The 25,480-nt window shown below is 58.9% G+C and carries 24 protein-coding genes; 9 read left to right on the top strand and 15 right to left on the bottom strand.

Features of this window, described 5'->3' with window-relative positions:
* Window positions 1-79 precede the first annotated feature (79 nt).
* Window positions 80-1,882, bottom strand: coding sequence for an extracellular solute-binding protein (locus FHX08_RS08025; RefSeq protein ID WP_132651469.1), 1,803 nt, complete (start codon window positions 1,880-1,882; stop codon window positions 80-82).
* Window positions 1,883-2,166: 284 nt separating this feature from the next.
* On the opposite strand from FHX08_RS08025, the gene FHX08_RS08020 reads away from it, so the two are divergent.
* A complete protein-coding gene (locus tag FHX08_RS08020) occupies window positions 2,167-2,838 on the top strand; it encodes an invasion associated locus B family protein (protein ID WP_132651470.1) in 672 nt (223 codons plus the stop codon).
* A gap of 111 nt (window positions 2,839-2,949) precedes the next feature.
* On the opposite strand, the gene hspQ is transcribed toward FHX08_RS08020, so the two are convergent.
* The 3 genes from hspQ to FHX08_RS08005 form a co-directional block, all read right to left on the bottom strand.
* Window positions 2,950-3,279 carry a heat shock protein HspQ gene (hspQ, locus tag FHX08_RS08015; protein WP_132651471.1) on the bottom strand — a complete coding sequence of 110 codons (330 nt, stop codon included), beginning with the start codon at window positions 3,277-3,279 and terminating at the stop codon, window positions 2,950-2,952.
* A 153-nt stretch (window positions 3,280-3,432) separates the two neighbouring features.
* Window positions 3,433-4,842, bottom strand: a complete 1,410-nt coding sequence (gene glnA, locus FHX08_RS08010) for a type I glutamate--ammonia ligase (RefSeq protein ID WP_184327074.1) — start codon at window positions 4,840-4,842, stop codon at window positions 3,433-3,435.
* 80 nt (window positions 4,843-4,922) lie between these two features.
* Window positions 4,923-5,261 carry a P-II family nitrogen regulator gene (locus FHX08_RS08005; protein ID WP_003539626.1) on the bottom strand — a complete coding sequence of 113 codons (339 nt, stop codon included), beginning with the start codon at window positions 5,259-5,261 and terminating at the stop codon, window positions 4,923-4,925.
* A 344-nt stretch (window positions 5,262-5,605) separates the two neighbouring features.
* Between FHX08_RS08005 and FHX08_RS08000 the strand changes: the two genes are divergently transcribed.
* Window positions 5,606-7,078: an NAD(P)H-hydrate dehydratase gene (locus tag FHX08_RS08000; protein ID WP_132651473.1), complete on the top strand. Its 1,473-nt coding sequence runs from the start codon at window positions 5,606-5,608 to the stop codon at window positions 7,076-7,078.
* A 4-nt stretch (window positions 7,079-7,082) separates the two neighbouring features.
* Here FHX08_RS08000 and FHX08_RS07995 read toward each other — a convergent pair whose 3' ends face one another.
* Genes FHX08_RS07995 through uvrA form a run of 3 tightly spaced genes read right to left on the bottom strand, consistent with a single transcriptional unit; the run spans window position 7,083 to window position 11,296 of the window.
* Window positions 7,083-7,889, bottom strand: a complete 807-nt coding sequence (locus tag FHX08_RS07995) for a DUF72 domain-containing protein (RefSeq protein ID WP_132651474.1) — start codon at window positions 7,887-7,889, stop codon at window positions 7,083-7,085.
* Between the two features lie 24 nt (window positions 7,890-7,913).
* Window positions 7,914-8,375 (bottom strand): GNAT family N-acetyltransferase, encoded by a 462-nt coding sequence (locus tag FHX08_RS07990; RefSeq protein WP_132651475.1) that lies wholly within the window; start codon window positions 8,373-8,375, stop codon window positions 7,914-7,916.
* Complete coding sequence (gene uvrA, locus FHX08_RS07985) at window positions 8,372-11,296, bottom strand: excinuclease ABC subunit UvrA (RefSeq protein WP_184327073.1); 2,925 nt, start codon at window positions 11,294-11,296, stop codon at window positions 8,372-8,374. The genes FHX08_RS07990 and uvrA overlap by 4 nt, the downstream gene beginning before the upstream one ends.
* 254 nt (window positions 11,297-11,550) lie before the next feature.
* Between uvrA and FHX08_RS07980 the strand changes: the two genes are divergently transcribed.
* Window positions 11,551-12,102 carry a single-stranded DNA-binding protein gene (locus FHX08_RS07980; protein ID WP_132651477.1) on the top strand — a complete coding sequence of 184 codons (552 nt, stop codon included), beginning with the start codon at window positions 11,551-11,553 and terminating at the stop codon, window positions 12,100-12,102.
* 47 nt (window positions 12,103-12,149) lie between these two features.
* On the opposite strand, the gene FHX08_RS07975 is transcribed toward FHX08_RS07980, so the two are convergent.
* The gene (locus tag FHX08_RS07975; RefSeq protein WP_132651478.1) at window positions 12,150-12,797 is read right to left on the bottom strand and encodes a MarC family protein; all 648 of its coding nucleotides are present in this window, start codon (window positions 12,795-12,797) and stop codon (window positions 12,150-12,152) included.
* Window positions 12,798-13,021: 224 nt separating this feature from the next.
* Here FHX08_RS07975 and gyrA point away from each other — a divergent pair, with 224 nt between their 5' ends.
* Window positions 13,022-15,823 carry a DNA gyrase subunit A gene (gyrA, locus tag FHX08_RS07970; RefSeq protein WP_184327072.1) on the top strand — a complete coding sequence of 934 codons (2,802 nt, stop codon included), beginning with the start codon at window positions 13,022-13,024 and terminating at the stop codon, window positions 15,821-15,823.
* A gap of 341 nt (window positions 15,824-16,164) precedes the next feature.
* On the opposite strand, the gene FHX08_RS07965 is transcribed toward gyrA, so the two are convergent.
* Both FHX08_RS07965 and FHX08_RS07960 read right to left on the bottom strand, forming a co-directional pair.
* Window positions 16,165-16,308: a hypothetical protein gene (locus FHX08_RS07965; protein WP_165911811.1), complete on the bottom strand. Its 144-nt coding sequence runs from the start codon at window positions 16,306-16,308 to the stop codon at window positions 16,165-16,167.
* A gap of 163 nt (window positions 16,309-16,471) precedes the next feature.
* A complete protein-coding gene (locus FHX08_RS07960; protein WP_132651480.1) occupies window positions 16,472-16,747 on the bottom strand; it encodes a hypothetical protein in 276 nt (91 codons plus the stop codon).
* 91 nt (window positions 16,748-16,838) lie between these two features.
* On the opposite strand from FHX08_RS07960, the gene coaD reads away from it, so the two are divergent.
* The 5 genes from coaD (at window position 16,839) to tgt (ending at window position 20,752) form a co-directional block, all read left to right on the top strand.
* A complete protein-coding gene (coaD, locus tag FHX08_RS07955; RefSeq protein ID WP_132651481.1) occupies window positions 16,839-17,333 on the top strand; it encodes a pantetheine-phosphate adenylyltransferase in 495 nt (164 codons plus the stop codon).
* 26 nt (window positions 17,334-17,359) lie between these two features.
* A complete protein-coding gene (locus tag FHX08_RS07950) occupies window positions 17,360-17,932 on the top strand; it encodes a peptidylprolyl isomerase (RefSeq protein ID WP_132651482.1) in 573 nt (190 codons plus the stop codon).
* A gap of 25 nt (window positions 17,933-17,957) precedes the next feature.
* Window positions 17,958-18,467 carry a peptidylprolyl isomerase gene (locus tag FHX08_RS07945; RefSeq protein ID WP_132651483.1) on the top strand — a complete coding sequence of 170 codons (510 nt, stop codon included), beginning with the start codon at window positions 17,958-17,960 and terminating at the stop codon, window positions 18,465-18,467.
* A gap of 72 nt (window positions 18,468-18,539) precedes the next feature.
* Window positions 18,540-19,625, top strand: a complete 1,086-nt coding sequence (gene queA, locus FHX08_RS07940) for a tRNA preQ1(34) S-adenosylmethionine ribosyltransferase-isomerase QueA (protein WP_132651484.1) — start codon at window positions 18,540-18,542, stop codon at window positions 19,623-19,625.
* Window positions 19,622-20,752: a tRNA guanosine(34) transglycosylase Tgt gene (gene tgt, locus FHX08_RS07935; protein WP_132651485.1), complete on the top strand. Its 1,131-nt coding sequence runs from the start codon at window positions 19,622-19,624 to the stop codon at window positions 20,750-20,752. Before queA ends, tgt begins: the two co-directional genes overlap by 4 nt.
* Here the strand turns inward: tgt and FHX08_RS07930 are convergent, their stop codons facing one another.
* The 5 genes from FHX08_RS07930 to FHX08_RS07910 all read right to left on the bottom strand — a co-directional run bounded on the left by FHX08_RS07930 (window position 20,753) and on the right by FHX08_RS07910 (window position 25,458).
* The gene (locus FHX08_RS07930; RefSeq protein WP_132651486.1) at window positions 20,753-21,181 is read right to left on the bottom strand and encodes a DUF4864 domain-containing protein; all 429 of its coding nucleotides are present in this window, start codon (window positions 21,179-21,181) and stop codon (window positions 20,753-20,755) included.
* A 63-nt stretch (window positions 21,182-21,244) separates the two neighbouring features.
* Window positions 21,245-22,510, bottom strand: a complete 1,266-nt coding sequence (gene fabF / locus FHX08_RS07925) for a beta-ketoacyl-ACP synthase II (protein ID WP_132651487.1) — start codon at window positions 22,508-22,510, stop codon at window positions 21,245-21,247.
* A gap of 116 nt (window positions 22,511-22,626) precedes the next feature.
* A complete protein-coding gene (locus tag FHX08_RS07920; RefSeq protein WP_132651488.1) occupies window positions 22,627-23,133 on the bottom strand; it encodes a winged helix-turn-helix transcriptional regulator in 507 nt (168 codons plus the stop codon).
* Window positions 23,134-23,179: 46 nt separating this feature from the next.
* Window positions 23,180-23,488, bottom strand: coding sequence for a hypothetical protein (locus FHX08_RS07915; RefSeq protein WP_132651489.1), 309 nt, complete (start codon window positions 23,486-23,488; stop codon window positions 23,180-23,182).
* A 143-nt stretch (window positions 23,489-23,631) separates the two neighbouring features.
* Window positions 23,632-25,458, bottom strand: coding sequence for a calcium-binding protein (locus FHX08_RS07910; RefSeq protein WP_132651490.1), 1,827 nt, complete (start codon window positions 25,456-25,458; stop codon window positions 23,632-23,634).
* Between the last annotated feature and the right edge of the window lie 22 nt (window positions 25,459-25,480).

Here is a 25,480-nt window from a genome sequence, read left to right as displayed (position 1 = left end):
TCGTAGAGGATGTTTTCGACATCTTTAGAGGAAGGTCGAGGCAAGAGGAAGGAAATAGAACCAGGCGTCGAATGATGCCCTATTGCGCGCTCGTATCCCACCAGGTCTGCAGCTGGTAGCCATAGAGCGGCATCACGTCGGGACGGCCGATACGTTTGTTGCGCGCCACCCACTGCTGATCGATGTGGTAGAGCGGCAGCACATAGTGATTGGAGATCAGCAGCCGGTCATAAGAGCGCACCGAGGCTGTGAAATCCTCGGTCGAGCGTGCCCGCAGCAGGTGATCGATCAGCGTATCGATGTTGGGATCGTTGGCCCCGGCGAAGCTGTCCGAACCCTGAACCGACCGGTTGGCGGAGGACCAGCGACCGATCTGTTCGGCGCCCGGCGACAGCGACGAGGTGTAGGCCTTCATGATCATATCGTAGTCGAAACTGTTCGTTCGACTCTGGTACTGCGAATCGTCGACGGTTCGGATGGAGGCGGCAACGCCGATTGTCTGCAGCGAGCGCTGGTAGGCAACGGCGAGTTTTTCCTGATCCGGGTTTTGCGTCATGATCTCGAAGGCAAGCTGCTTGCCGCTCGCATCCGCCATCTTGCCGCCCTGGATCGTGTATCCCGCCTGTTTCAGAAGATCGACGGCCTGCTTCAAGACCTTGCGGTCGCGTCCCGAGCCGTCGGTTTCCGGCAGCTTGTAGCTGCCATTGAGAATGGCAGGGTCGATGTGATCCTTGATGGGGCCGAGCAGTTCCAGCTCGCGCGCATCTGCCGGCACCCCGAAGCTCGAAAGATCGGAATTCTGCCAGAAGCTCTGCGTACGCTTATAGGCGCCGGAGTAGAGGTTCTTGTTGGCCCACTCGAAATCGAAAACCAGCGACAAGCCTTCACGCACCTTGATATCGGCAAAGATCGGTCGCCGCGTATTGAAGACGAAGCCCAGCATGCCGCTCGGTAGTTTTGGCTCGAACGAATCCTTCACGATCGCGCCTGACGTAGCGGCAGGGAAATCATAGGCATTGGCCCAGTGCCCGGGATTGCCGTCGAGATAGATATCGATGTCGCCTTTCTTGAAGGACTCGAACAGAGTCGTATCCTGCAGGAAATATTGCACGCTGATCTGGTCGTAATTATCCATGCCCACCTTGGACGGAATGTCTTTGCCCCAATAATTAGGGTCACGCTCATAGGTGATGCTCTCGCCAGGCTTGAGGCTCTTCACTTTGTAAGGGCCGGATCCAACAGGCGGCGTCAACGTCGTGCGGTCGAAGGTATCGGCATCGATCGCATGCTTCGGCAGCACGGGAAACAGGCCGAAGATCAGCGGTGTCTCGCGATCGGCCTTCTCGTTGAAGGTGAAGCGCACGCCATGTTCGCCGACCTTCTCCATCTTTGAAACGAGATCGAGGCGTTTGGAATACGGCGGACGACCCTTGTCGCGCAATAGCTCGAACGAGAAGATCACGTCCTCGGGCGTTACAGGCTGTCCATCCGACCACCTGGCCTTGGGGTTGAGATTGAACTGAACGAACGTCCGGTCCTCGTCCCATTCCACCGTCTCTGCCAGCAACCCATAGAGTGTGAAGGGCTCGTCGCTGGAACGCTGCAGCAGCGCCTCATAGACCAGATTGCCGAACTGCGGATCCCACATGCCGCGCGCCGTCGTTCGGTTGCTTTTGATGATGAAGGGATTCAGATTGTCGAACGTGCCGACCACGCCATAGTTGACCTTTCCGCCCTTCTTCACATCAGGATTGACGTAAGGGAAGTGCTTGTAGTCGGCGGGCAGTGCCGGTGAACCGTGCATGGCGATGCCATGAACGGGTTCTGCTGCGGCGGCACCGCTGATCAGCGTGAAAGCGGCGAGAAGGGCGATCCGGAGCATTGCTGAAATTCCTTGATGCGCGGCAATGGGCACGATTCGCCGGCAGGGTAGCATGTGACAGCTCGATTCCAACCGCAGCCGCCGCTTTCTTTACCTATGTGCCAAAATGCCCCCGAAATTGCCAAAGAAATGCTGGATATCTTCAACGGTGCGATGTAACACGTGACCCGAAGTTTTTGGGGTCATGCATTTGCCTTAATTTTCCATGAGGTGAAGTGCCGAACGAACCCGGTGGTTGGGGCCGAACGTAGCCCCGCAACGGATATCAGGAGACGGAATTCGTTATGATGTTCAAGTCTGAAAAGAAAATGCGGGCAGCACTGTCCGTTATGGCAGTGATCTTCGGCGCTTCGGCTCCGGTCTCGTCCTTTGCACAGGATGCGGCCGCCCAGGCTCCGGCGGCGTCGGCTGACGCTCCCGCACAGGCCGTGGGTGCCCCGCGTCTCGGCTGGTACAAAACCTGCAGCAAGCAGGAAGACAACGACATCTGCGTTGTTCAGAACCTGATTCTCGCCAATGGCGGCCAACTCGTTACGGCTGTTGGCCTGATCTCGGTTTCCGGCAAGATCAACCGCAAGATTCTCCAGGTTTCAGTTCCGGCCGCGCGCCTGATCCCTCCAGGCATCAGCATGCAGATCGATGGCGGCAAGGGCCAGAAGCTCGACTACGCTGTCTGCCTGCCGGACAAGTGCACAGCTGAAATCCCGCTGACGGATGCCATGATCGCCAGCCTCAAGAAGGGCAGCGATGTAGTCTTCACCTCGATCAATTTCCGCCGCGCTCCGAACCCGATCAAGGTTTCACTCGAAGGCTTCACCGGCGCTTATGATGGTGAACCGGTTTCCGAATCGAAGCTCGCCGAAAGCCAGCGCAGCCTGCAGGACAGCATGCAGAAGAAGGCTGAGGAAGCCCGCAAGAAGCTGGAAGACGCGCAGAAGGCAGCTAAGGCCCAGTAATAGGAGCCTTTGATGAATTCATGAAAGCCCGGCTTTGAGCCGGGTTTTTTATTGCCAAATGAAAAAGGCCCCGACATGCGGGGCCTTGTCATGGAGGTTATATGATCCGACTTAGTGGGCGAAGCTCATCTTGGGTTTAAACTGGCCCGTCGGGCTGCGGTCGAAGATCTGCTCGACCTGCGGATTGCGAAGCGGTGTGTCGCTTTCGTCGCTCACCAGATTCTGCTCGGAAACGTAGGCGACATATTCGCTGTCATCGTTTTCGGCAAGCAGATGGTAGAACGGCTGATCCTTGCTGGGGCGGACTTCCGCGGGAATGGAATTCCACCATTCTTCCGTATTCGCAAACTCCGGATCTACGTCGAAGATGACGCCGCGAAACGGAAAAACCTTGTGCCGGACCACTTCGCCTATACTGAACTTTGCAACTCTTTCTTTCATGGTACGACTTCCTTTCTCACCTGATTTGGTGATCGGTCCCGCCTAAATCAAGATTTTTGCGGGTTTTCGTCACATGACTGTCACATGTGCCCGTGGGGCTTTATGACCTTCGGATCGAAAAAGCCCCGGCGAACCAGGGCTCTTCTTGTTGTCTTATGCCGAGTAGTACATGTCGTATTCGACAGGATGCGGCGTCATCTCGAAGCGCATCACCTCAGCCATCTTCAGCTCGATGAAGGCATCAATCTGATCGTCGTCGAAGACGCCGCCGGCCGTCAGGAACTTGCGGTCCTTGTCGAGGCTTTCGAGCGCTTCGCGCAAGCTTCCGCAGACGGTCGGGATCTTCTTCAGTTCCTTCGGTGGCAGATCGTAAAGATCCTTGTCCATGGCCTTACCGGGATGGATCTTGTTCTTGATGCCGTCGAGACCGGCCATCAGCATCGCGGCGAAAGCGAGATAGGGGTTAGCGGTCGGATCCGGGAAGCGGACTTCGACGCGCTTTGCCTTCGGGTTGGAGCCGAACGGTATGCGGCAGGAGGCAGAGCGGTTACGGGCCGAATAGGCAAGCAGAACCGGTGCTTCGTAGCCCGGGACGAGACGCTTGTAGGAGTTGGTCGACGGATTGGTGAAGGCATTGATTGCCTTTGCATGTTTGATAATGCCGCCGATATAGTAGAGGCAGGTTTCGGAAAGGCCTGCATATTCGTCGCCGGCGAAGGTCGGCTTGCCGCCCTTCCAGATCGACTGGTGCACGTGCATGCCCGAACCATTATCGCCGAAGATCGGCTTCGGCATGAAGGTTGCCGTCTTGCCATAGGCATTGGCGACCTGGTGAACGACATACTTGTAGATCTGCATCTTGTCGGCGTTGCGAACGAGCGTGTCGAACTTGATGCCGAGCTCATGCTGGGCAGCAGCCACTTCATGATGGTGTTTTTCGACGACGACGCCCATTTCGGAAAGAACCGTCAGCATTTCAGAACGCATGTCCTGGGCACTATCGACGGGGGGGACCGGGAAGTAGCCGCCCTTGACGCGCGGACGGTGGCCGAGGTTGCCGGTTTCGTAATCGGTGTCGTCGTTGGAGGGCAGTTCGGTGGAGTCCAGCTTGAAGCCCGTATTGTAGGGGTCAGCCTTGTATTTGACGTCGTCGAAAACGAAGAACTCGGCTTCCGGGCCGACGAAGACCGTGTCGCCGATGCCGGATGCCTTCAGATAGGCCTCGGCCTTCTTGGCGGTGCCGCGCGGGTCGCGGTTATAGGCTTCGCCGGAAACCGGATCGAGAATGTCGCAAACGATGACCATGGTCGACTGAGCGAAGAACGGGTCCATGTGCACCGTTTCGGTGTCGGGCATCAGCACCATGTCGGACTCGTTGATGGCCTTCCAGCCGCCGATCGAGGAACCGTCGAACATGACGCCGTCGGCGAACATGTCTTCGTCGACGCAGGCTACGTCCATCGTTACGTGCTGCAGCTTGCCCTTGGGATCGGTGAAGCGCAGGTCGACGAACTTTACGTCGTTGTCCTTGATCTGCTTCAGGATTTCGCTTGCACTCGCCATGAAATGCTTCCTCTGTTTTGTGATGACGTTACGATATGTGCGATGAGGATTGGGTGAGCTTTGCCGGAAGGTAAAGCTGGTCAGATGGCATCGATACCGGTTTCACCGGTGCGGATGCGGATAACCTCTTCGACGTTGGAAACGAAGATTTTTCCGTCGCCGATGCGCCCTGTCTGCGCGGCTTTGCGGATCGCGTCGATGACGGCCTCCGCATTCTCGTCTGCGAGCACGACCTCGACCTTCACCTTCGGCAGGAAATCGACGACATATTCGGCGCCACGGTAAAGCTCGGTATGGCCCTTCTGGCGACCGAAGCCCTTCGCTTCCGTGACCGTGATACCCTGCAGGCCGACTTCCTGAAGGGCTTCCTTCACCTCGTCCAGCTTGAAAGGCTTAATGATCGCTTCGATCTTTTTCATGAGAAAATGTCTCTCCGCTTCTCCCGTTATAGCAGGAACTGTCCCGCTCGCGGGATATGATGCAGATATCGTGCCAGTTTGAAATCCGTCTCCGCCAAAAAACCGCGGAAATTTATCCTCTGAGCCCTGTTTGCCAACGTTTAGGTGTCGTTTCAGTAAAAAACGAGGTGAACAAGGCGATGTTTTTCGCAAAAATGATCCGAAAATTGAAAAAATGCTGCCGGATTCGATTTTCTGACAGCCGCTTCGATTCGATGCAAAAATAGGCAAATGCATAAAATATAGCCTTCTGTTTTTGCGATCATGCGGTTGTTTTTTAGGCTCTTTTTGAATTGAATGGAGTCATGAGCGAACGTCTTTCCGATCTCCTCCTGACACCTGCCGAGATGGCCGCAGCCGATAAGGCTGCCGCGCGGTCCGGCATCGATTCCTATGGCTTGATGGAGAAGGCAGGTAGCGCGGCCGCGGCAGCGGCGCTGCGCCTTTATCCCGGTGGTTCACGCTTTATCGTGCTCTGCGGCCCTGGCAACAATGGCGGCGATGGATATGTCGTCGCCAGGCTCCTGCAAGAAAGCGGCGCACGGGTGGAGATCTTCCATCTCGGTGATCCGCAGAGATTAAAGGGTGACGCGGCGCGCGCGAGGGCGGTCGTTACGGTGAAGGGGCAGGATCTCGGCTACTATGATCCGCGGCAGGGCGATATCGTCATTGACGGCCTCTTCGGCGCCGGCCTTGCGCGCGAGGTGCCGCCGGATGTGGCCGATCTGATCCGCAGGGTAGATGAGGCAGGAGTTCCGGTCATCGCGATCGACTTGCCCTCAGGCCTTGATGGACGCACCGGCATTATCCTCGGAGCCGCCTTCCGCGCTGCCCATACGGTGACGTTCATGACCCGCAAGCCCGGCCATCTACTGATGCCGGGCAGAGAACTCTGCGGTACCCTTGAAGTCTTCGACATCGGCATTCCCGGCCGTATCGTCAGGGGGCAGACGAGGGGCTTGGTAGCAGAAAACACCCCAGCTGCCTGGCGCGCTGCCATGCCGGCGGAACAACTGGAAACCCATAAATACAAGCGCGGCCACCTTGTCGTATTTTCGGGAGAAGCGAGCAAGACGGGGGCTGCCCGCATGTCTGCTATGGCTGCTCTGAAGGCAGGAGCAGGGCTGGTGACGATCGCCGCGCCGACCGAGGCTCTCGCTGCCAACAGCGCCCATCTGACCGCAATCATGCTCCATGCCATTGATGACGCAGCCGCATTGAAGAAGTGGCTTGAAGATACGCGCCTTCAGGCGTTCGTTCTCGGCCCCGGTTTCGGCATTGGAAAGAAGGCCCGAAAATTCGTGTCACTGCTGAGTGACCGCCATTTGGTTCTCGACGCCGATGGCATCAGCTCCTTCAAGGAGAATCCGGAAGCGCTGTTCGACCTATTCAAGGGAGAGCCACGCCTCGTGCTGACACCGCATGATGGCGAGTTTGCACGCCTCTTTCCCGATATCGCTGCCGACAAGAAAGCAGGCAAGGTGGACAAGGCTCTGGCCGCTGCCCGCCGCTCCAATGCCACGATCATTAGCAAGGGCGCCGATACCGTCATCGCCTCACCGGACGGTCGTGCGCTGATCAACACTAACGCGCCGGTCTGGCTGGCGACCGCCGGTTCCGGCGACGTGCTGGCGGGCATAATCGGTGGCCTGCTCGCCCAAGGCCTGCCAGCCTTCGAGGCGGCGGCCGCTGCTGTCTGGTTGCATGGCGAGGCAGGGCATCGCGCCGGCAAAGGGCTGACGGCGGAAGAGCTCGCCGCGCACGTCCTGCCCTTCTGAAAGATTATTTATCGATCAGTTTCTGCAGCGCGATTGCCCCATGCGGCGCGTTGACTTTGCCTTCGTGGATCATGAAGGCAAAGACGTCGCGCGGCTCGGTCTTGACCTTCCTGTTCTTGTCGATCAGTGGCAGATCATCAGGCACTTTGCCTTCGGCCCAGATTTCAAGGCGCTTTGCCCAGTCCTTCAGTTCCGGTTCCGCGTAGCAGGTCGGAATATCATCCGATCCTTTCTGCAGACGTGTGTAGACGAAATCAGCCGTCACATCGGCAATCATCGGATAATCGAAATGCTCGGCACAGACAGGCGCAACGCCATATTTCTCGAGCAATGCGATGAATTCCGGCACCTTGAAGGAATCGTGTCGGACTTCCACGACGTGGCGAAGCTTCAGCCCATCCTGCTTTTCCGGCAACAGCTTCAGGAAGGCTTCGAAATCATCGGGATCGAATTTCTTCGTCGGCGCGAATTGCCAGAGCAGGGGACCGAGATGGTCTCCGAGTTCGCTGATGCCGGAGGAGAGAAATTTCTCCATCGATTCACCGGCCTCGGCCAGTACGCGCCGGTTCGTGGTGAAGCGCGTTGCTTTCAGCGAAAAGATGAAGCCATCGGGCACGTCCGCAGCCCATTTGGCGAAGACTGCGGGCTTCTGCGTGCTGTAATAGGTGCCGTTGACCTCGATGACTTTGAGCTGGCGGCTGGCATAGTGCAGCTCGTCCTTTTGCTTGAGGTCGTCAGGAAAGAAATGACCGCGCCACGGCTCGAAGGTCCAGCCGCCAATGCCTACGCGGATTGTGCCCGATTTGCTCATCTGTTCCTCCTCGCTTGCGATCCCTCAGGTCGCGCCAACCTTTTTCGTCATATCGACGATGGTCCATCCTGGCCGATAGGGATTGGGCCGGCGACCCGTTTCCTTAAAACCGAAAGCAGAATAGAGAGCGATGTTCCGCTCCATCCGCGCATTGGTGTAAAGCTGGATCTCCGGCACGGCCCATTCCCGCGCCTTGTCTTCAAGCCAGGTGAGCATCGCAACGCCATGTCCTGCTCTTTGAAACTCAGGCGAGACGGCGATGCTGAATAGCATCACGTGATCGGTATGGCGCTCGATGACCGAAAGCCCGGCCACAGCGCCACCGGCATCCCGCAGCCAGACTTCGCTACGCTCGATCCGCGGCGCATAATCTTCCGTCACCGGGATCGGCGGATAGCCAAACAGGTCAGTATAAGGCTGATAGGCAGCCGTCGTCAGCGCCACGACCACAGGCAATTCCGCAATCGTGGCAAGCCGCATGGTCATTCCGCCGCCGCGACCGTCTTCTTGACCGGACGTCGCTCCAGCAATTCCTTGAGGAATTGGCCTGTATAGGAGCGCTTCTCCTTGACGATCGTCTCGGGCGTGCCGACGGCTACGATCTCTCCTCCGCCGTCGCCGCCTTCGGGGCCGAAATCGAGGATCCAGTCGGCGGTCTTGATGACCTCGAGATTGTGCTCGATGACAACGACCGAATTGCCCTGATTAACCAGTTCGTGCAGCATTTCCAGAAGCTTGGCAACGTCATGGAAATGCAGACCGGTGGTCGGCTCGTCGAGGATATAAAGCGTGCGGCCGGTCGATCGCTTCGACAATTCCTTGGCAAGCTTGACGCGCTGCGCCTCGCCACCCGACAGCGTATTGGCCTGCTGGCCAACTTTGATATAGCCGAGGCCGACATCGAAGAGCGATTGCAGCTTGTCACGCACCGCCGGAACCGCCGCAAAGAATTCGACGCCTTCTTCGACGGTCATATCCAGTACGTCGGAAATCGACTTGCCCTTGAAGGTGACGTCGAGCGTTTCGCGGTTATAGCGCTTGCCATGGCAGACGTCGCAGGTGACGTAGACATCGGGCAGGAAGTGCATTTCGATCTTGATGACACCGTCGCCCTGGCAGGCTTCACAGCGGCCGCCCTTGACGTTGAAGGAGAAACGGCCCGGCTGATAACCGCGCGCCTTCGCCTCCGGCAGACCGGCAAACCAGTCGCGGATCGGCGTGAAGGCGCCGGTATAGGTCGCCGGGTTGGAGCGCGGCGTGCGGCCGATCGGCGACTGGTCGATGTCGATCACCTTGTCGATATGCTCGAAGCCGTCGATTCGGTCATGATCGGCAGGGATTTCACGCGCGCCCATGACACGGCGCGCGGCCGACTTGTAGAGCGTTTCGATGAGGAAGGTGGACTTGCCGCCGCCGGATACGCCGGTCACAGCTGTGAAGACACCGAGCGGGATGGCTGCGGTGACATTCTTCAGATTATTGCCGCGGGCGCCGACGACCTTGATCTCCTTGCCCTTTTTCGGCTTGCGCCGCTCATCAGGCAGTCCCACGCCGAGTTCGCCCGACAGATATTTGCCGGTGAGCGACTTCGGATTGGCCATGATCTCCTGTGGCGTGCCATGCGCCACCACCTGACCGCCATGCACACCGGCAGCAGGACCGATATCAACGACATCGTCAGCCGTCAGAATCGCGTCCTCGTCGTGTTCGACGACGATGACCGTATTGCCGATATCGCGCAGGTGCTTCAGCGTATCGAGCAGCCGGGTATTATCACGCTGGTGCAAGCCGATCGACGGTTCATCGAGCACGTAGAGGACACCCGTCAGACCGGAACCGATCTGCGAGGCAAGACGGATTCGCTGGCTCTCGCCGCCCGACAGCGTGCCGGAATTGCGCGACAGGCTGAGATATTCCAGGCCGACATCATTCAGGAAGCGCAGGCGGTCGCGGATCTCCTTGAGAATGCGAACAGCAATCTCGTTCTGCTTGGCATTGAAGGTGGCCGGCAGCGCCTCGAACCAGTCGCGAGCGACGCGGATCGACATCTGCGTGACTTCGCCGATATGCAGCCTGTTGATCTTGACCGCGAGCGCCTCTGGCTTGAGGCGAAAACCATTGCACGACGGGCAGGGAGCTGCCGACATGAAGCGCTCGATATCCTCGCGCGCCCAGGCGGAATCCGTTTCCTTCCAGCGCCGCTCGAGATTGGGCACAATCCCCTCGAAATTCTTCGAGGTCGTGTAGGACCGCGCGCCGTCAGCATAGTGGAATTCGATCTTTTCTTCGGTGCCATTCAGGATGACGTCCTTGGCCTTTTCCGAGAGATCATTCCAGCGGCTGCCGAGCTTGAAGCCGAAATGTTTGCCGAGCGCTTCGAGTGTCTGGTTGTAATAGGGCGAGGTCGACTTGGCCCATGGCGCAATAGCGCCGTCGCGCAGCGTGCGCTCCGGCTCGGGGACGATCAGGTCAGGATCGATCTTCTGCTGCGAGCCGAGACCATCGCAGGTCGGGCAGGCGCCGAAAGGATTGTTGAACGAGAAGAGCCGCGGCTCGATTTCCGGAATGGTGAAGCCGGAGACCGGGCAGGCGAATTTTTCCGAAAACAACACGCGCTCATGCGTTTCGTTGAGCGATTTGTTGGCCGATCCGCCGGCCGCGGTTTCCTCCGCCGGCAGTGGCTTGTCGGCAAACTCGGCAACAGCAAGACCGTCCGCAAGCTTCAGCGCCGTTTCGAAACTGTCGGCCAGGCGCGAGGCCATGTCCGGTCGCACGACGATACGGTCGATAACGACATCGATATCGTGCTTGTATTTCTTGTCGAGCGTGGGTGCATCAGCGATTTCATAGAACTGGCCGTCCACCTTGACGCGCTGGAAGCCCTTTTTCATGAGCTCCGCCAGTTCCTTCTTGTACTCGCCCTTACGGCCACGGATCATCGGCGCCAATATATAAAGGCGCGTGCCTTCCTCGAAGGCGAGTACCCGGTCGACCATCTGGCTCACCGTCTGGCTTTCGATCGGCAGGCCGGTGGCGGGCGAATAGGGAACGCCGACGCGTGCAAACAGCAGTCGCATATAGTCGTAGATTTCGGTGACGGTACCGACCGTGGAGCGCGGGTTACGTGACGTCGTCTTCTGCTCGATCGAAATGGCCGGCGAAAGCCCGTCGATCTGGTCGACATCGGGCTTCTGCATCATTTCCAGGAACTGGCGTGCATAGGCCGAAAGGCTCTCGACGTAGCGGCGCTGTCCCTCGGCATAGATCGTATCGAAGGCAAGCGAGGATTTGCCGGAACCGGACAGGCCGGTCATGACGATCAGCTTGTTGCGCGGCAGATCGAGATCAATGCCCTTCAAATTATGCTCGCGCGCGCCGCGGATGGAGATCGTCTTCAGTTCGCTCATCGTCTCTGCTTCAGTCGTTTGGGGAATAACAGCCCTTATTTAGTGATGCCAACGGGCGAGTCGAGGCTGAATGTCCGGAACAACAAAGGTTTTCGATTCTGTTGACAGGATCATAGCGGATAATTAGAACAAATAAAGAACAAAATTCCTTTGTGGATTAAGAGGACCTGGATACGCACCGCCAGTCCTCTATGGTTTAAGGTGCGCCGATGATTTTGAACGTCGCCGGGCAGGGCGGCAGTAAGGTGAATGATATGGCTGGCAGTGTGAACAAGGTAATTCTGATCGGAAACGTGGGTGCTGACCCTGAAATCCGCCGCACGCAGGATGGCCGGCCGATCGCCAACCTCCGCATCGCGACCTCGGAAACCTGGCGCGACCGCAACTCCGGCGAGCGCCGCGAGAAGACCGAATGGCACACCGTCGTCGTCTTCAACGAAGGCCTCTGCAAGGTCGTTGAGCAATATGTAAAGAAGGGTGCCAAGCTCTATATCGAAGGCGCGCTGCAGACCCGCAAGTGGCAGGACCAGAACGGCAACGACCGTTATTCGACGGAAATTGTGCTGCAGGGCTTCAATTCGACCCTCACCATGCTCGACGGGCGTGGCGAAGGCGGCGGCGCAAGTTCCGGCTTCGGCGGCGGTCGTGGTGGCGATGATTTCGGCGGCGGTGGCTATGGGGACGATTACGGCTCTGGTTCGTCCTCCGGCGGTGGCCGCAGCAGCGGTGGTGGTCGAGGCGGCAGCAGCAACAACAGCGGTGGTAGCAACTTCTCGCGCGACCTCGACGATGACATCCCGTTTTGATCGATCCTGCTCGATTGGTTCGAGGACGGCGCCTTCAGGCGCCGTTTTTATGCCGGCGTGGCGCTGATCAGGTTGAGGGCGGATTTGGCGCCGTCCACAACGAACTGCGCGGCGAGGGCCGCTAGGATGACGCCGAGCAGGCGCGTCAGGATCGCGCGGCCCGTGACGCCGAGGAAGCGATCCAGGCGGTCGGCGAGGAAGAGCACCAGCAGGGTGATCAGCAGGCAGCCGGCAATGACGCCGATCAGTTGCGCGCGCTCGACCGTGGAGGGCAGGGTGCCGCCAAGTAGAATTGTCGCCGAGATCGCTCCCGGCCCGGCAATCAGCGGCAGCGCCAGCGGGAAGACGGCAATATTCTCGATATGATCTTTGGTGATGGCCACTTCCGTGGTTTTTTCCTTCCGGTCCTGCCGCCGTTCGAACACCATTTCGAAAGCGATCCAGAAAAGCAGCAATCCGCCGGCGAGCTTGAAGGCGCCGATCGAAATGCCGAGCACGCCGAGCACGCTGGAACCGAACAGCGCAAAGACGGCAAGGATGATGAAGGCGATGGTGGTGCCACGCAGCGCCACCTGTTTTCGCTCCGGCCGGCTCATGCCGACAGTGAGGCCGAGAAAGAGGGGCGCAAGGCCTGGAGGATCGATGGTGACGAGCAGCGTCGTGAACGCGTTGATCAATTGGTCGGAGCTTGTCATCGGCTCTCCAGAACCCCATATAGTGCTTGCTTTTTGATGATTGTGATGCGCGGTTTCCGATTTGGCAAATACATGATCTCCTTTCGTCTTTTGCGACCGGCAAATGCTGTCTTTTGCCCTCTTTAGACCGCAAAAGCCTGTTCAAAACTGCGAGGCAAATTGGCGCGGGAACAGGCTTTCCGCTATAAATCTTCGAGTGATTCTAGAAGAGAACGTGAACCGTTTTGACTGAGCAAACACCCCCCGGCGGCGGGAAGCTCCCGCCAGGCATCGAGCCGATCTCCATTATGGAGGAAATGCAGCGGTCGTATCTCGATTACGCGATGAGCGTGATCGTGTCCCGTGCGCTTCCCGACGTGCGCGACGGCTTGAAGCCCGTGCACCGGCGCATCCTCTATGGCATGTCCGAGCTCGGCATCGACTGGAACAAGAAATACGTCAAATGCGCCCGCGTTACCGGGGATGTGATGGGTAAATACCATCCGCACGGTAACGCTGCGATTTATGACGCGCTCGCCCGCATGGCGCAGGACTGGTCGCTCCGCCTGCCGCTTATCGACGGGCAGGGCAATTTCGGCTCCGTCGACGGTGACCCGCCGGCGGCCGAACGCTACACCGAATGCCGGCTGCAGAAAGCCGCGCATTCACTGCTCGACGACCTCGACAAGGAAACGGTCGACTTCCGCGACAACTATGACGGCACTCTGTCTGAGCCGGTCGTCGTTCCTGCCAAGTTCCCGAACCTGCTCGTCAACGGCGCGGGCGGTATCGCCGTCGGCATGGCGACCAACATTCCGCCGCACAACCTCTCGGAAGTCATCGACGGCTGCATCGCGCTGATCAACGATCCCGCGATCGAGTTGCCGGAACTGATGCAGATCATCCCCGGTCCGGACTTCCCGACTGGCGCCAAGATCCTCGGCCGTGCCGGCATCCGTTCGGCCTATGAAACCGGCCGCGGCTCCGTTGTCATGCGTGGCGTTGCCACGATCGAGCCGATGCGCGGCGACCGCGAGCAGATCATCATCACCGAAATTCCCTACCAGGTGAATAAGGCGACGATGATCGAGAAAATGGCCGAGCTGGTGCGCGAAAAGCGCATTGAAGGCATCTCGGACTTGCGCGACGAATCCGACCGGCAGGGCTACCGCGTTGTCGTCGAGCTGAAGCGCGACGCCAACGCCGACGTCATCCTGAACCAGCTCTATCGCTATACGCCGCTGCAGACCTCTTTCGGCTGCAACATGGTGGCGCTGAATGGCGGCAAGCCGGAACAGCTGACGCTGCTCGACATGCTCCGCGCTTTCGTCTCCTTCCGCGAAGAAGTCGTTAGCCGGAGAACGAAGTTCCTCCTTCGCAAGGCACGTGAGCGCGCCCACGTCTTGGTTGGTCTCGCCATCGCGGTTGCCAATATCGACGAAGTCATCCGCGTCATCCGCCAGGCGCCGGATCCGCAGTCCGCTCGCGAAGAGCTGATGACTCGCCGCTGGCCGGCGGAAGATGTGGAAAGCCTGATCCGTCTCATTGACGACCCGCGCCACCGCATCAATGACGATCTGACCTACAATCTCTCGGAAGAGCAGGCCCGCGCGATCCTCGAGCTGCGTCTCGCTCGCCTGACGGCTCTCGGCCGTGACGAAATTGGTGATGAACTCAATAAGATAGGCGAGGAAATCAAGGATTACCTCGATATCTTGTCCTCGCGCGTCCGCATCCAGACGATCGTTAAGGACGAGCTCGCTGCCATCCGCGACGAGTTCGGCACGCCGCGCCGCACCGAGATCGTCGACGGCGGCCTGGAAATGGACGATGAAGACCTCATCGCCCGCGAAGACATGGTCGTGACCGTTTCGCACCTTGGCTACATAAAGCGCGTGCCGCTGACGACTTACCGCGCGCAGCGCCGCGGCGGCAAGGGCCGATCGGGCATGACCACGCGCGATGAAGATTTTGTTAGCCGGCTGTTCGTGGTGAATACTCACACGCCGGTTCTGTTCTTCTCCTCGCGCGGCATCGTCTACAAGGAGAAGGTCTGGCGCCTGCCGATCGGCACGCCGACCTCACGCGGCAAGGCTCTTATCAACATGCTGCCGCTCGAACCCGGAGAGCGCATCACCACTATCCTGCCGCTGCCGGAGGACGAAGACAGTTGGGATAACCTGGACGTTATGTTCTCGACGACGCGAGGCACTGTCCGTCGCAACAAGCTCAGCGACTTTGTCCAGGTGAATCGTAACGGCAAGATCGCGATGAAGCTGGACGAAGAGGGCGATGAAATCCTCTCCGTCGAGACCTGCACGGACCAGGACGACGTTCTGCTGACGACGGCGCTCGGCCAGTGCATCCGCTTCCCGGTCGATGATGTCCGCGTCTTCGCGGGCCGCAACTCGATCGGCGTACGCGGCATCAATCTTGGTGATGGCGATCGCATCATTTCGATGACGATCGTTGGCCATGTCGATGCCGAACCGTGGGAACGCGCTGCTTACCTCAAGCGCTCCGCCGCCGAACGTCGCGCGACGGGCGTGGACGAAGAGGACATCGCCCTGGTCGGCGAGGAAGTCACCGAAGAGGGACAGCTTAACGACGATCGTTACGAAGAACTGAAGGCACGCGAGCAGTTCGTGCTGACGGTTTCCGAAAAGGGCTTCGGAAAGCGCTCGTCCTCTTACGACTTCCGTATCTCCGGCCGCGGCGGCAAGGGTATCCGTGCCACTGACACCTCGAAGACGGGCGAAATCGGCGAACTCGTCGCCGCCTTCCCGGTCGACGATGGCGACCAGATCATGCTCGTCTCCGATGGCGGCCAGTTGATCCGCGTGCCCGTTGGCGGCATCCGCATCGCCAGCCGTGCAACAAAGGGCGTCACGATTTTCTCCACCGCCAAGGACGAGAAGGTCGTCTCGGTCGAGCGCATCAGCGAGCCGGAAGACGAAGAGACGACGGAGAACGGCGAAGAAGCCGTGGCTTCCGAAGGCGGAGCGCCTGCCGTGGGCGAAGCTGACGAAACCCCATCGGGCGAATAATTTCCCAGTTATACATCACAGACCGGGCGGCTCTGCCGCCCGTTTTTTTATTGCTCTAGAAGAACTTGCCGATGCGGCGACTTGGCTCCGCATCCTACACGACAGGCATAGAAAAAGCCGGATGCAGAACACCCGGCCTTCTCTTGATTGTATTGCGGTAGGCGGAGTTAAAATACGCTATGCTTCTCGTTCAGCGATTTTCCTTCCTTGCTCTCACGGCGTAGCGCGGAAATCGTCGAAGTCACCGACACTATGAACATGACGCTGATGAGTGCTGTGAGGACTGTCAGGATCGTGAACACGGTGGCGTTCCTTTCTGAAGAGAGCTGCGGTCAAGCTCCTTAGTATTGGCCGAGTACGCTTACGGAGCGAGCCGAAGCGTAGGGGCCATATACTTTGGAAGCATCGATCTTCTGGTTGTCATAGAGAGCGACTGTCGCAGTCAGCATGCCCGTAACCATTACCATCCAAAGCACGTTAATCATGGTGATTTTGTCAGGCATGTTCATTCCCTTCCTGCCGCGCTTCCGCATCTCATATGTCTCGATCAAGTGAACGCATCCGTCTTAAAATGGTTCCCGCCGGATGTTGCGGGGTGTTTAGCAATCGTGTTCTGAAGCGACCTTGAATGCCTTGTTCATCTGCCGTTCAGAATTCAAATCGATTAGAACGCATGCGGCCGAGCTGACGCATGATGGCCGCATGTTCATTGATGTCAGGTCGTACCCAGCCAAGCTGGCGCCGATTTGCGAGACAGCTGTAGAAAAGCTCGCCAACGAGCGAGAAAGTAACGGCTATTGCAATCAGGATGATCAGCATGATCGAGGTCTTTCCGGGGGAGACGCTGCCAGGATCGGCGGCGCCTGCGTTGATGTCAGGAGTAAAGCAGACCGCATCTGAGCGGGCCTTGAACGCCCCGTTCATTCATCGTTCAGCCGCGCCCGCCGGCATGGCTAAATGACTTGCGGGAAACGGTCTTCCGTGACAAAAGGCGTGAAACAACCGGCCGGGCCAGATGACGACAGCTTTTTATCCGGGGTCCTTCGACCCGATTACCAACGGACACGTTGACGTACTGGTCCAGGCGCTCAACGTCGCCGAGCGGGTAATCGTCGCGATCGGCATTCACCCCGGCAAGGTACCGCTCTTCTCCTTCGAAGAAAAAGCGGCGCTAATCCGCGCGTCTCTTGCCGAGGCGCTTCCGGAAAAGAGTGCACATATCGACGTCGTCTCCTTCGACAACCTCGTTGTCGACGCCGCACGCAAACATGGCGCAAGCCTTCTGATCCGCGGCCTGCGCGACGGCACCGATCTGGATTATGAAATGCAGATGGCCGGCATGAATCGGCAGATGGCGCCCGACATCCAGACCATCTTTCTGCCGGCGGGCACGGCCTCGCGGCCCATTACCGCCACATTAGTACGCCAGATCGCAGCCATGGGCGGCGATGTCAGCGCTTTTGTGCCTGCGGCCGTCTTGCAAGCCCTGAAATCCAAGCGCAAAGCCTAGGTCGATACCGCCTCAACGGAGCTCACATGAAACTCTTCTATCTTGCATTTGCCGGCGTGCTCTATCTCGCCTCCTTCGCGGGCGACGCTTTTGCGCAGGCTGCCGATCACTACATCACCATCCAGCTGAAGAGCGGTCCGGTCGTCATCCAGCTGATGCCCGACGTGGCGCCGAAGCACGTCGCACAGATCGAAGCGCTGGTGAAGAAAGGCGAATATGACAATGTCGCCTTCCACCGCGTCATTCCCGGATTCATGGCCCAGACTGGCGACGTGAAGTACGGCAACATGGAAAAGAACTTTGATGCGGGCCTCGCAGGTACCGGCGGGTCCGACCTTCCAGACCTTCCGGCCGAATTCTCCAAGTCGCCCTTCGTCCGCGGCACGGTCGGCATGGCGCGTGCCCAGGATCCGAATTCCGCCAACTCGCAGTTCTTTATCATGTTTGCTGACGGCTCCTTCCTGAACGGCCAGTACACGGTCGTCGGCAAGGTTGTGTCGGGCATGGAAAACGTCGACAAGATCAAGAAGGGCGAAGGCCAGAACGGCGAAGTCAGCAATCCTGACCGCATGATCAAGGTCACGATGGGCAAGAAGTAAGTTCAAGACGAGAAGGAGAACGACAATGGCCGAGATCAAGGATCCGGAAAACACCATCATTCTGGAAACCACCAAGGGCAAGGTTGTCATCCAGCTTCTGCCGCAGGTCGCCCCCGAACACGTCAAGCGCATCAAGGAACTCGCCCGCGAGAAGGCCTATGACGGCGTTGTTTTTCACCGCGTTATCGCCGATTTCATGGCACAGACCGGTGACGTCGAGTTCGGCAAGAAGGGCGGCGAGAATTTTAACCCGGGCCGCGCAGGCATGGGTGGTTCTTCCAAGGACGACCTGAAGGCTGAATTCTCCGCAACGCCGCATGTTCGCGGCACGTGCTCTATGGCACGTTCGCAGAACCCGAACTCGGCCAACTCGCAGTTCTTCATCTGCTTCACCGACGCTCCGTGGCTGAACAAGCAATATTCCGTCTGGGGCCAGGTCATCGAAGGCATGGAAAACGTCGACAAGATCAAGAAGGGCGAGCCCGTCTCCGATCCAGATTCGATCGTCTCTATGCGGGTTGCCGCCGACGTCTGATTGTGATTTCTGCTGAAACCCGCCCTTGCGTGCGAGCGCGGGGCGGGTTTCGCTTTGTCTGAAAGTACATTAATGCGCGTAGACCTTTTCGATTTCGACCTGCCGGATGAACGCATTGCGTTGCGGCCCGCCGAGCCGCGCGACAGCGCACGCCTGCTTCTCGTCGATCCGAACGGGCAGCCAGTTCTATCCGATCATCACGTCTTCGACCTGCCGTCCTTCCTGCGGGCAGGGGACGCGCTGGTCTTCAACGACACCAAGGTTATACCGGCCCAGCTTGAAGGCATTCGCCATCGCGAAGGCGCCGGCGGCCAGCAGATTTCGGCCACTCTTCACATGCGACTAGGCGCCAACAAGTGGAAAGCCTTTGCCAAACCCGGCAAGCGCATCAAGGAAGGCGATCGCATTGCCTTCGGTCATGGTGGCGAAAGCTGCATGATCGGCTCGCTCGATGCGACCGTCGAAGAAAAAGGTGAGGCGGGAGAAGTGACGCTCGCCTTCGATCTCTCCGGCCCTGTACTGGACGAAGCGATCGCCGCGGTCGGCCATATTCCGCTACCGCCCTATATCGCCGCCAAGCGGCCGGAGGACGAGCGCGACCGCGCCGACTACCAGACAATCTATGCGCGGGAGGAGGGCGCTGTTGCCGCCCCGACCGCCGGCCTGCATTTCACGCCCGCCCTGTTTGAGGCGCTCGATAAGGCCGGGATCGAACGGCATTTCGTGACGCTGCATGTTGGCGCCGGCACCTTCCTGCCGGTCAAGGTCGACGACACTGACGACCATAAAATGCATCTGGAAAGCGGCTATGTCAGCGCCGACATCGCTGCAAGGCTGAATGCCGTGCGCGGAAGGGGCGGGCGTATCGTCTGCGTCGGCACGACCTCGCTGCGGCTGATCGAGAGCGCTGCCGAGGAGAGCGGCGAGATCAAGCCTTGGGCGGGCGCCACCGGGATCTTCATTACACCCGGTTACCGCTTCAAGGCGGTCGACATATTAATGACCAACTTCCACCTGCCCCGCTCGACGCTTTTCATGCTGGTCTCGGCCTTCGCTGGTTTCGATACCATGCACGCGGCCTACCAACATGCCATTTCGACAGGCTACCGCTTCTACTCCTATGGCGACGCGAGCCTTCTTTTCCGGAAAGACAAATGACCGAGAACTTCCAGTTCACCCTGAAGAAGACCGATGGAGGCGCTCGCCTCGGTGAAATTTCCATGCCGCGCGGCACGATCCGGACGCCGGCCTTCATGCCCGTCGGCACGGTCGGTACCGTCAAGGCCATGTATCTCGACCAGGTACGCGAGACCGGCGCCGATATCATCCTCGGCAACACCTATCACCTGATGCTGCGCCCGACGGCGGAGCGCGTTGCCCGCCTTGGAGGGCTGCACAAACTCATCCGCTGGGACCATCCGATCCTGACGGATTCCGGCGGTTTCCAGGTCATGTCGCTTTCCGGCTTGCGCAAGCTCGATGAGCAGGGCGTAACCTTCAAGTCGCATGTCGATGGCAGCCTGCATCACATGTCGCCGGAGCGCTCCATCGAAATCCAGGGTCTGCTTGGCTCCGATATCCAGATGCAGCTTGACGAATGCGTGGCATTGCCGGCCGAGCCCAAGGAAATCGAACGTGCGATGGAACTATCGCTGCGTTGGGCCGAGCGCTGCAAGGTCGCTTTCGGCAACCAGCCGGGCAGGGCCATGTTCGGCATCGTTCAGGGTGGCGATGTACCGGCCCTGCGTGTCCGCTCGGCCGAAGAACTCGCAAAGCTCGATCTCAAGGGTTACGCGGTCGGCGGTCTTGCCGTCGGTGAGCCACAGGATGTGATGCTGAAGATGCTGGAAACGACGCTTCCGGTGCTGCCCGGTGAAAAACCGCGCTATCTCATGGGCGTCGGCACGCCCGACGATATCCTGAAATCGGTTGCCCGCGGCATCGACATGTTCGATTGCGTGATGCCGACGCGTTCGGGCCGCCATGGCCTGGCCTTCACCCGCCGCGGAAAGGTCAATATTCGCAACGCCCGCCATGCGGAAGACATGCGCCCGCTCGACGAGCAGTCGAACTGCCCGGCAACGCGTGACTATTCCCGCGCCTATCTCCACCATCTCGTGCGCGCCAATGAGGCGCTCGGTGGCATGCTGCTCTCCTGGCACAATCTGAACTACTATCAGGAACTGATGCAGAGCATCCGCAAGGCGATCGCCGAAGACCGCTTCGCCGATTTCATGGCCGAGACGATTGAAGAATGGGCGAAAGGTGACCTCGAACCCGTCTGATCAGATGCCCTTGCTGTCGGTATTCGGCACGATCTGTACGCCATTGATCTTGTAACTGCCGTCGGGCTGGCGGGCGACCTGATAGATCGCCGTCCAGTCCTTGCCGTCGCGGGCGGAAATCAACACTTCCTGATAGATCAAGGCGCCGTTGTCGATCGACCGGCTGCGCCCGAATGCATAGTTGCCGGGATGATAAACCGGCTCGTAGCTCCTCTTCACCATCGCGAAGAAGACGTTCTTGTCCGGATACATCGCCTTAATGCCGGGCGCGGCGAAGGAATAGGCTGTATCAGCGTCATCCTTCAGGAATGCCCGAATCTGCTCCTCGATCATCGTCTGTGTCGCCTGTACGGGATCTTCGGCGAGCACTGCCGCTCCTGACATCACGGATACGGCACATAGAACCAGCACTGCGAAGAAAGCGCGCATGGGATCATCTCCGGCAATATCCGGAGAAGTGTAGGCCATTTTGCGCGCAAGGAAAGAGGCGGGTTACGACCAGCGGCGGAAGAGGGCGCTGGCATTCACCCCACCGAAACCGAAACCATTGGTGATCGCATATTCCGCCGTTACCTTGCGGGCCACTTTGCCGACGAGATCAATACCTTCGGCGGCCGGATCGGCCGTCTCCAGATTGCGCGTCGGCGGGGCGAGCTGGTCGCGCAGCGCGAGGATCGTGAAGATCGCTTCCAGTCCGCCGGCAGCACCCAGGAGATGGCCGGTCGCCGATTTCGTGGCGCTGACGGCAATGCCGCCATCGCGGCCGAAGACTGTGCCGATTGCCGCGATTTCACCCTTGTCGCCCACCGGCGTCGAGGTTGCGTGCGCATTGAGATGCCTGACCTCGGAGGCTGGAACCCCCGCCTGCCGCAGAGCCGCTTCCATCGCCCGGCGAGCGCCCTCACCATCCTCCGGTCCCGCCGTCATGTGATAGGCATCGGCCGCCGTTCCGTAGCCGACGAGCTCGGCAAGTGGTGTTGCACCGCGCGCCAGTGCATGCTCCAGCGTCTCGACGACGAGAATGCCGGCGCCTTCACCCATCACAAAACCGTCACGCGCTGTATCGAAGGGGCGTGAGGCAAGTTCAGGCCTGTCGTTGAAACCGGTCGAGAGCGCCCGCGCGGCAGCAAAACCGCCAAGGCTCACCTTGTCGATACAGGCTTCCGAGCCACCGCAGATCGCAACGTCAGCTTCACCCGACCGGATCAGCCGGGCTGCATCGCCGATCGCCTGAACGCTGGCGGCACAGGCCGTAACCGGCGCTCCGAGTGGCCCTTTGAAGCCGTAGCGGATGCTCACCTGGCCGGCTGCCAGATTGACGAGGAAGGAGGGGACGGTGAAGGGCGAGAGCCGCCGAACGCCGCGCGTCTCAGCCGTGCGGACAGCATCGGCGATTGCGGGAAAACCGCCGACACCGGAGGCGATGATCGTTGCGGTGCGTTCGCGCTCATCCGTGCCCTCGGGCGTCCACCCGGCCTGACGCACGGCTTCGTCTGTCGCCATCATCGCGAACTGGATGAAGCGATCCATCTTCTTCTGGTCCTTGGGCGGAACGGCACGGTCGGGATCGAAACCGGCTTCGGTATCTTCTTCGATGGAGGGAACGACCCCACCGACCTTGGCCGCGAGATCGCCCACCATATCCTCGGGCAGAACACGCAGGCCAGAGGCGCTATCCACAAGCCGCTTCCATGCCGTCTCGACCCCAACTCCGAGCGGCGAAACGAGTCCCATGCCGGTGACAACGATGCGTTCCATGGTTTTGTCCTTTCTAGAGTATTTCCGCCAAATGTGCGCGGCGGCTTTGCGTCCGGAATTGCGTAAAAACAAAAAGATAGGGCATATTTGCAACTCGAAGAAAAAGCGGAAATGCCCTAGGCGTCGATACCGAGGTAATAGGCGCGCATGCGGGCGATCCGTTCGCGGTCGCCATCATTAGCGGCCGGTCCAGGCAGCAGGCAGGTATTTTCGGGCTTCAGTTCTTCACCGCTGGCTGCGTCTACCACCACCGGTCGCCGTTCCTTGCCTGAGGCGGTATCGCCGAGCAGGAAGGCAAGATCGTCTTGCGGAACGTGCCGACGCCCCCACGAAAACAGGGCCATGAGCACCGGGAAGAAATCACGTCCCTTGTCAGTCAGCACATATTCGTAGCGGGCAGGGCGCTCATTATAGAGGCGTTTCTCGAAAAGCCCCTCGTCGATCAGATGCGCAAGCCGTCGTGTGAGGATGTTCGGCGCCACACCGAGGCTTTTCTGGAATTCGTCAAAGCGCGTAAGCCCGTGGAAGGCATCACGAAGGATCATCATACTCCACCAGTCGCCCACGCTGTCGAGCGCGCGGGCGGCGGGGCATTTGAAATTGGCAAAGCTCGTCCGTCGCATGATGCTAGTCACTATCGAAGTAACTTGCATGATGCAAGTCACTAGTTCAGGGCTGATCCCGCTCGAAGATCCGCGCCAGGAGAACGCCCGCCACAAGACTGCCTGCCGCGACAAAAATCGTATCGCCGGGCGTGCCGATATAGAGCGGCCCTATATTAGCAAAGAGCAGAAAGGCGATGAGGAAGTTGAACCAGCCCCAAACGACATTGGTCACGGGTGAACTGAGATTCGTTCCCTGCAGGTGGACGAAAGGTGTGCGAAACGGCCGGCCGCTGACACCGCTGACGAAATGCGGCACGCCGTTGGTGAGGCATGCGGCCGCGATGAAGTGAACGACATAGGCGATCCAGGGCAATGGTCTCTCCGCTGCTTGGGGGGCGTATCGACTATGTGGCGCAGGATCGCTATGCGACAAGCAGAATAAGAACTCCGTGAGAGGAGCCCCGTGCAGGCCTGCTGCTTAAAGACGTCAGGTTCCGATCTCAGACGAACAAAATCTCAGAGAAACAGGAAATCGTCGTGATGAAGCATCGCCAGGTTGGTGAGTGTTGCAATTTGGACCGCCGCGCCGCTACCGTTACCGTCGGCATCATAAAGAAGAGAGCCGCTAGACCGGTTGTAGATCAGCCTGTCATTCGCATCCATTGCTTTGATGCCGACAACAAAATTGGCCGATGAGAAACTTGCCGGATCAATTGCGGTGAAGACATTGTGGTCGAGCACGATCTTGTCGCCGGAAGCAGCTGAGAAATCCTCTATCTTGTCGACATTGCTCGTCTTGCTCGGCTTCGTGTTGAATATGAAATAGTCAGCTCCAACCCCGCCGTTCAGGGTGTCTATACCGCCGCCACCAATCAGCCGGTCGTTTCCGAGGCCGCCATAGATGATGTTGGCGCCGCTGTTGCCAGTGAGGATATTGTCCGCATCGTTGCCAGTGGCGTTGAGCTGCGCCGAACCCGACAGTGTCAGATTTTCAACGGTGCCTAACGTATTCGCCAGATTGAAGGAAATGGAGGAGATGACGGTGTCGGTTCCGCCCCCGCGGCTTTCGTCGACAATCTCGGTTGGGGAAGTGATGGTGAAGACGTCGTCTCCGGTGCCGCCGTAAATATGGCCGGGTTCCTGTGGTGCGCCGCCCCCACCTGAAACATTGATAATGATCGGATGATCGATCACATCAACATTCAAGGATGATATGTTGCTGAAGCTTTTGATCAGTGTGTCGCCCTTCAGCGGATCGTGGACCTGCACCGTCCCGAACGTCGCGCCCAGATTGACATTGATGCTGGCCGCTGCCACCTGGATCGCCTTGTCGGTCGTCTGGTTCCATATATCGGGTTCGTTCCAGATGATGATCTGGTAGCTGCCATCTGATTTTTCCGTCAGATAGCTGCGCGCGGTGGACGGCAGCCCGCTGATCGAATAATTGAGCGCCCCGGGAGCAAAAGTCGCCTGCGTCGCGCCATCGTCGGCCAGAATTTCCGTCAGATTATGGATCGCCGTCGCGGCCGGCTTGGGGGAGTAATCCAGGCGGAAGAGCCCGAAATGCTTTTCCTGGTCGGAGCCCTGCGGATCCGAATAGGCGTCGAGCAGCTGGTAGATGAACGTACCCTTCGATCCGAGAAAGGCGCCATCCATTAGCGTATTGAGGAGCAGTTTTGCCTGCGTTGTCTCGTCGACACCTTCCCATCCGCCATTGGTGTCGGCTGTCAGGGACGTATGGTAGCCGGTTTCCGTAATCGTGAACGGCTTGCCGGTGTCGGCATTCATCTGCTCGCCCGATTCGCGCTGGAGCCAGGTGAAGGGCTGGTCGCCATCCTTCGCATAGGTGTGGATTGTCGTGTAATCGTTGGAAGAGGCGACCGTGTAGCCGGTAAAGCCGAGAACCGGAATGTTCTTCAATAGCGGATCAGCGTTCACTGCATTGAACAGATCCTTTTGATAGGCGAGCGCTGCCGCCTCTCCCGACAGGCCATTATAGGAGACCGGCCAGTTATTGACCTCGTTCGGCCCTTCGATGCCGACGATCGAACCGGGGTGGGCATCCAGGAAGGCATGCAGCCGTTGGACCACGATATCGGGAGTGTCGTCGCGTCCCGAGACGAAAACGAACTTCACGCCGGCATCGGCCGCGTCCCCAAGATGGCCTTGACCGTAGGAGTCGGAGGCCGGGGTAGGCGCATGATCGCGAACTGTATCAATGCCGAGGTATCCCAAGGTTTTAACAACTTCCGCGAGATTTGAGTACTTCCCGTCGGTGTAGTCGATGTGTGTATCGATCCCGAAAGAGGAAATAACATCATTAATTCTAGCAGCTTGGGCCATTATCTCGAACCTCGCCTGGAAG

This window comes from Rhizobium sp. BK529, assembly GCF_014194105.1.
In the GTDB taxonomy this organism is placed as follows: Bacteria; Pseudomonadota; Alphaproteobacteria; order Rhizobiales; family Rhizobiaceae; genus Rhizobium.
Note: the sequence above shows the minus strand (reverse complement) of the source record. Positions and strands in the feature narration are given on the sequence as shown.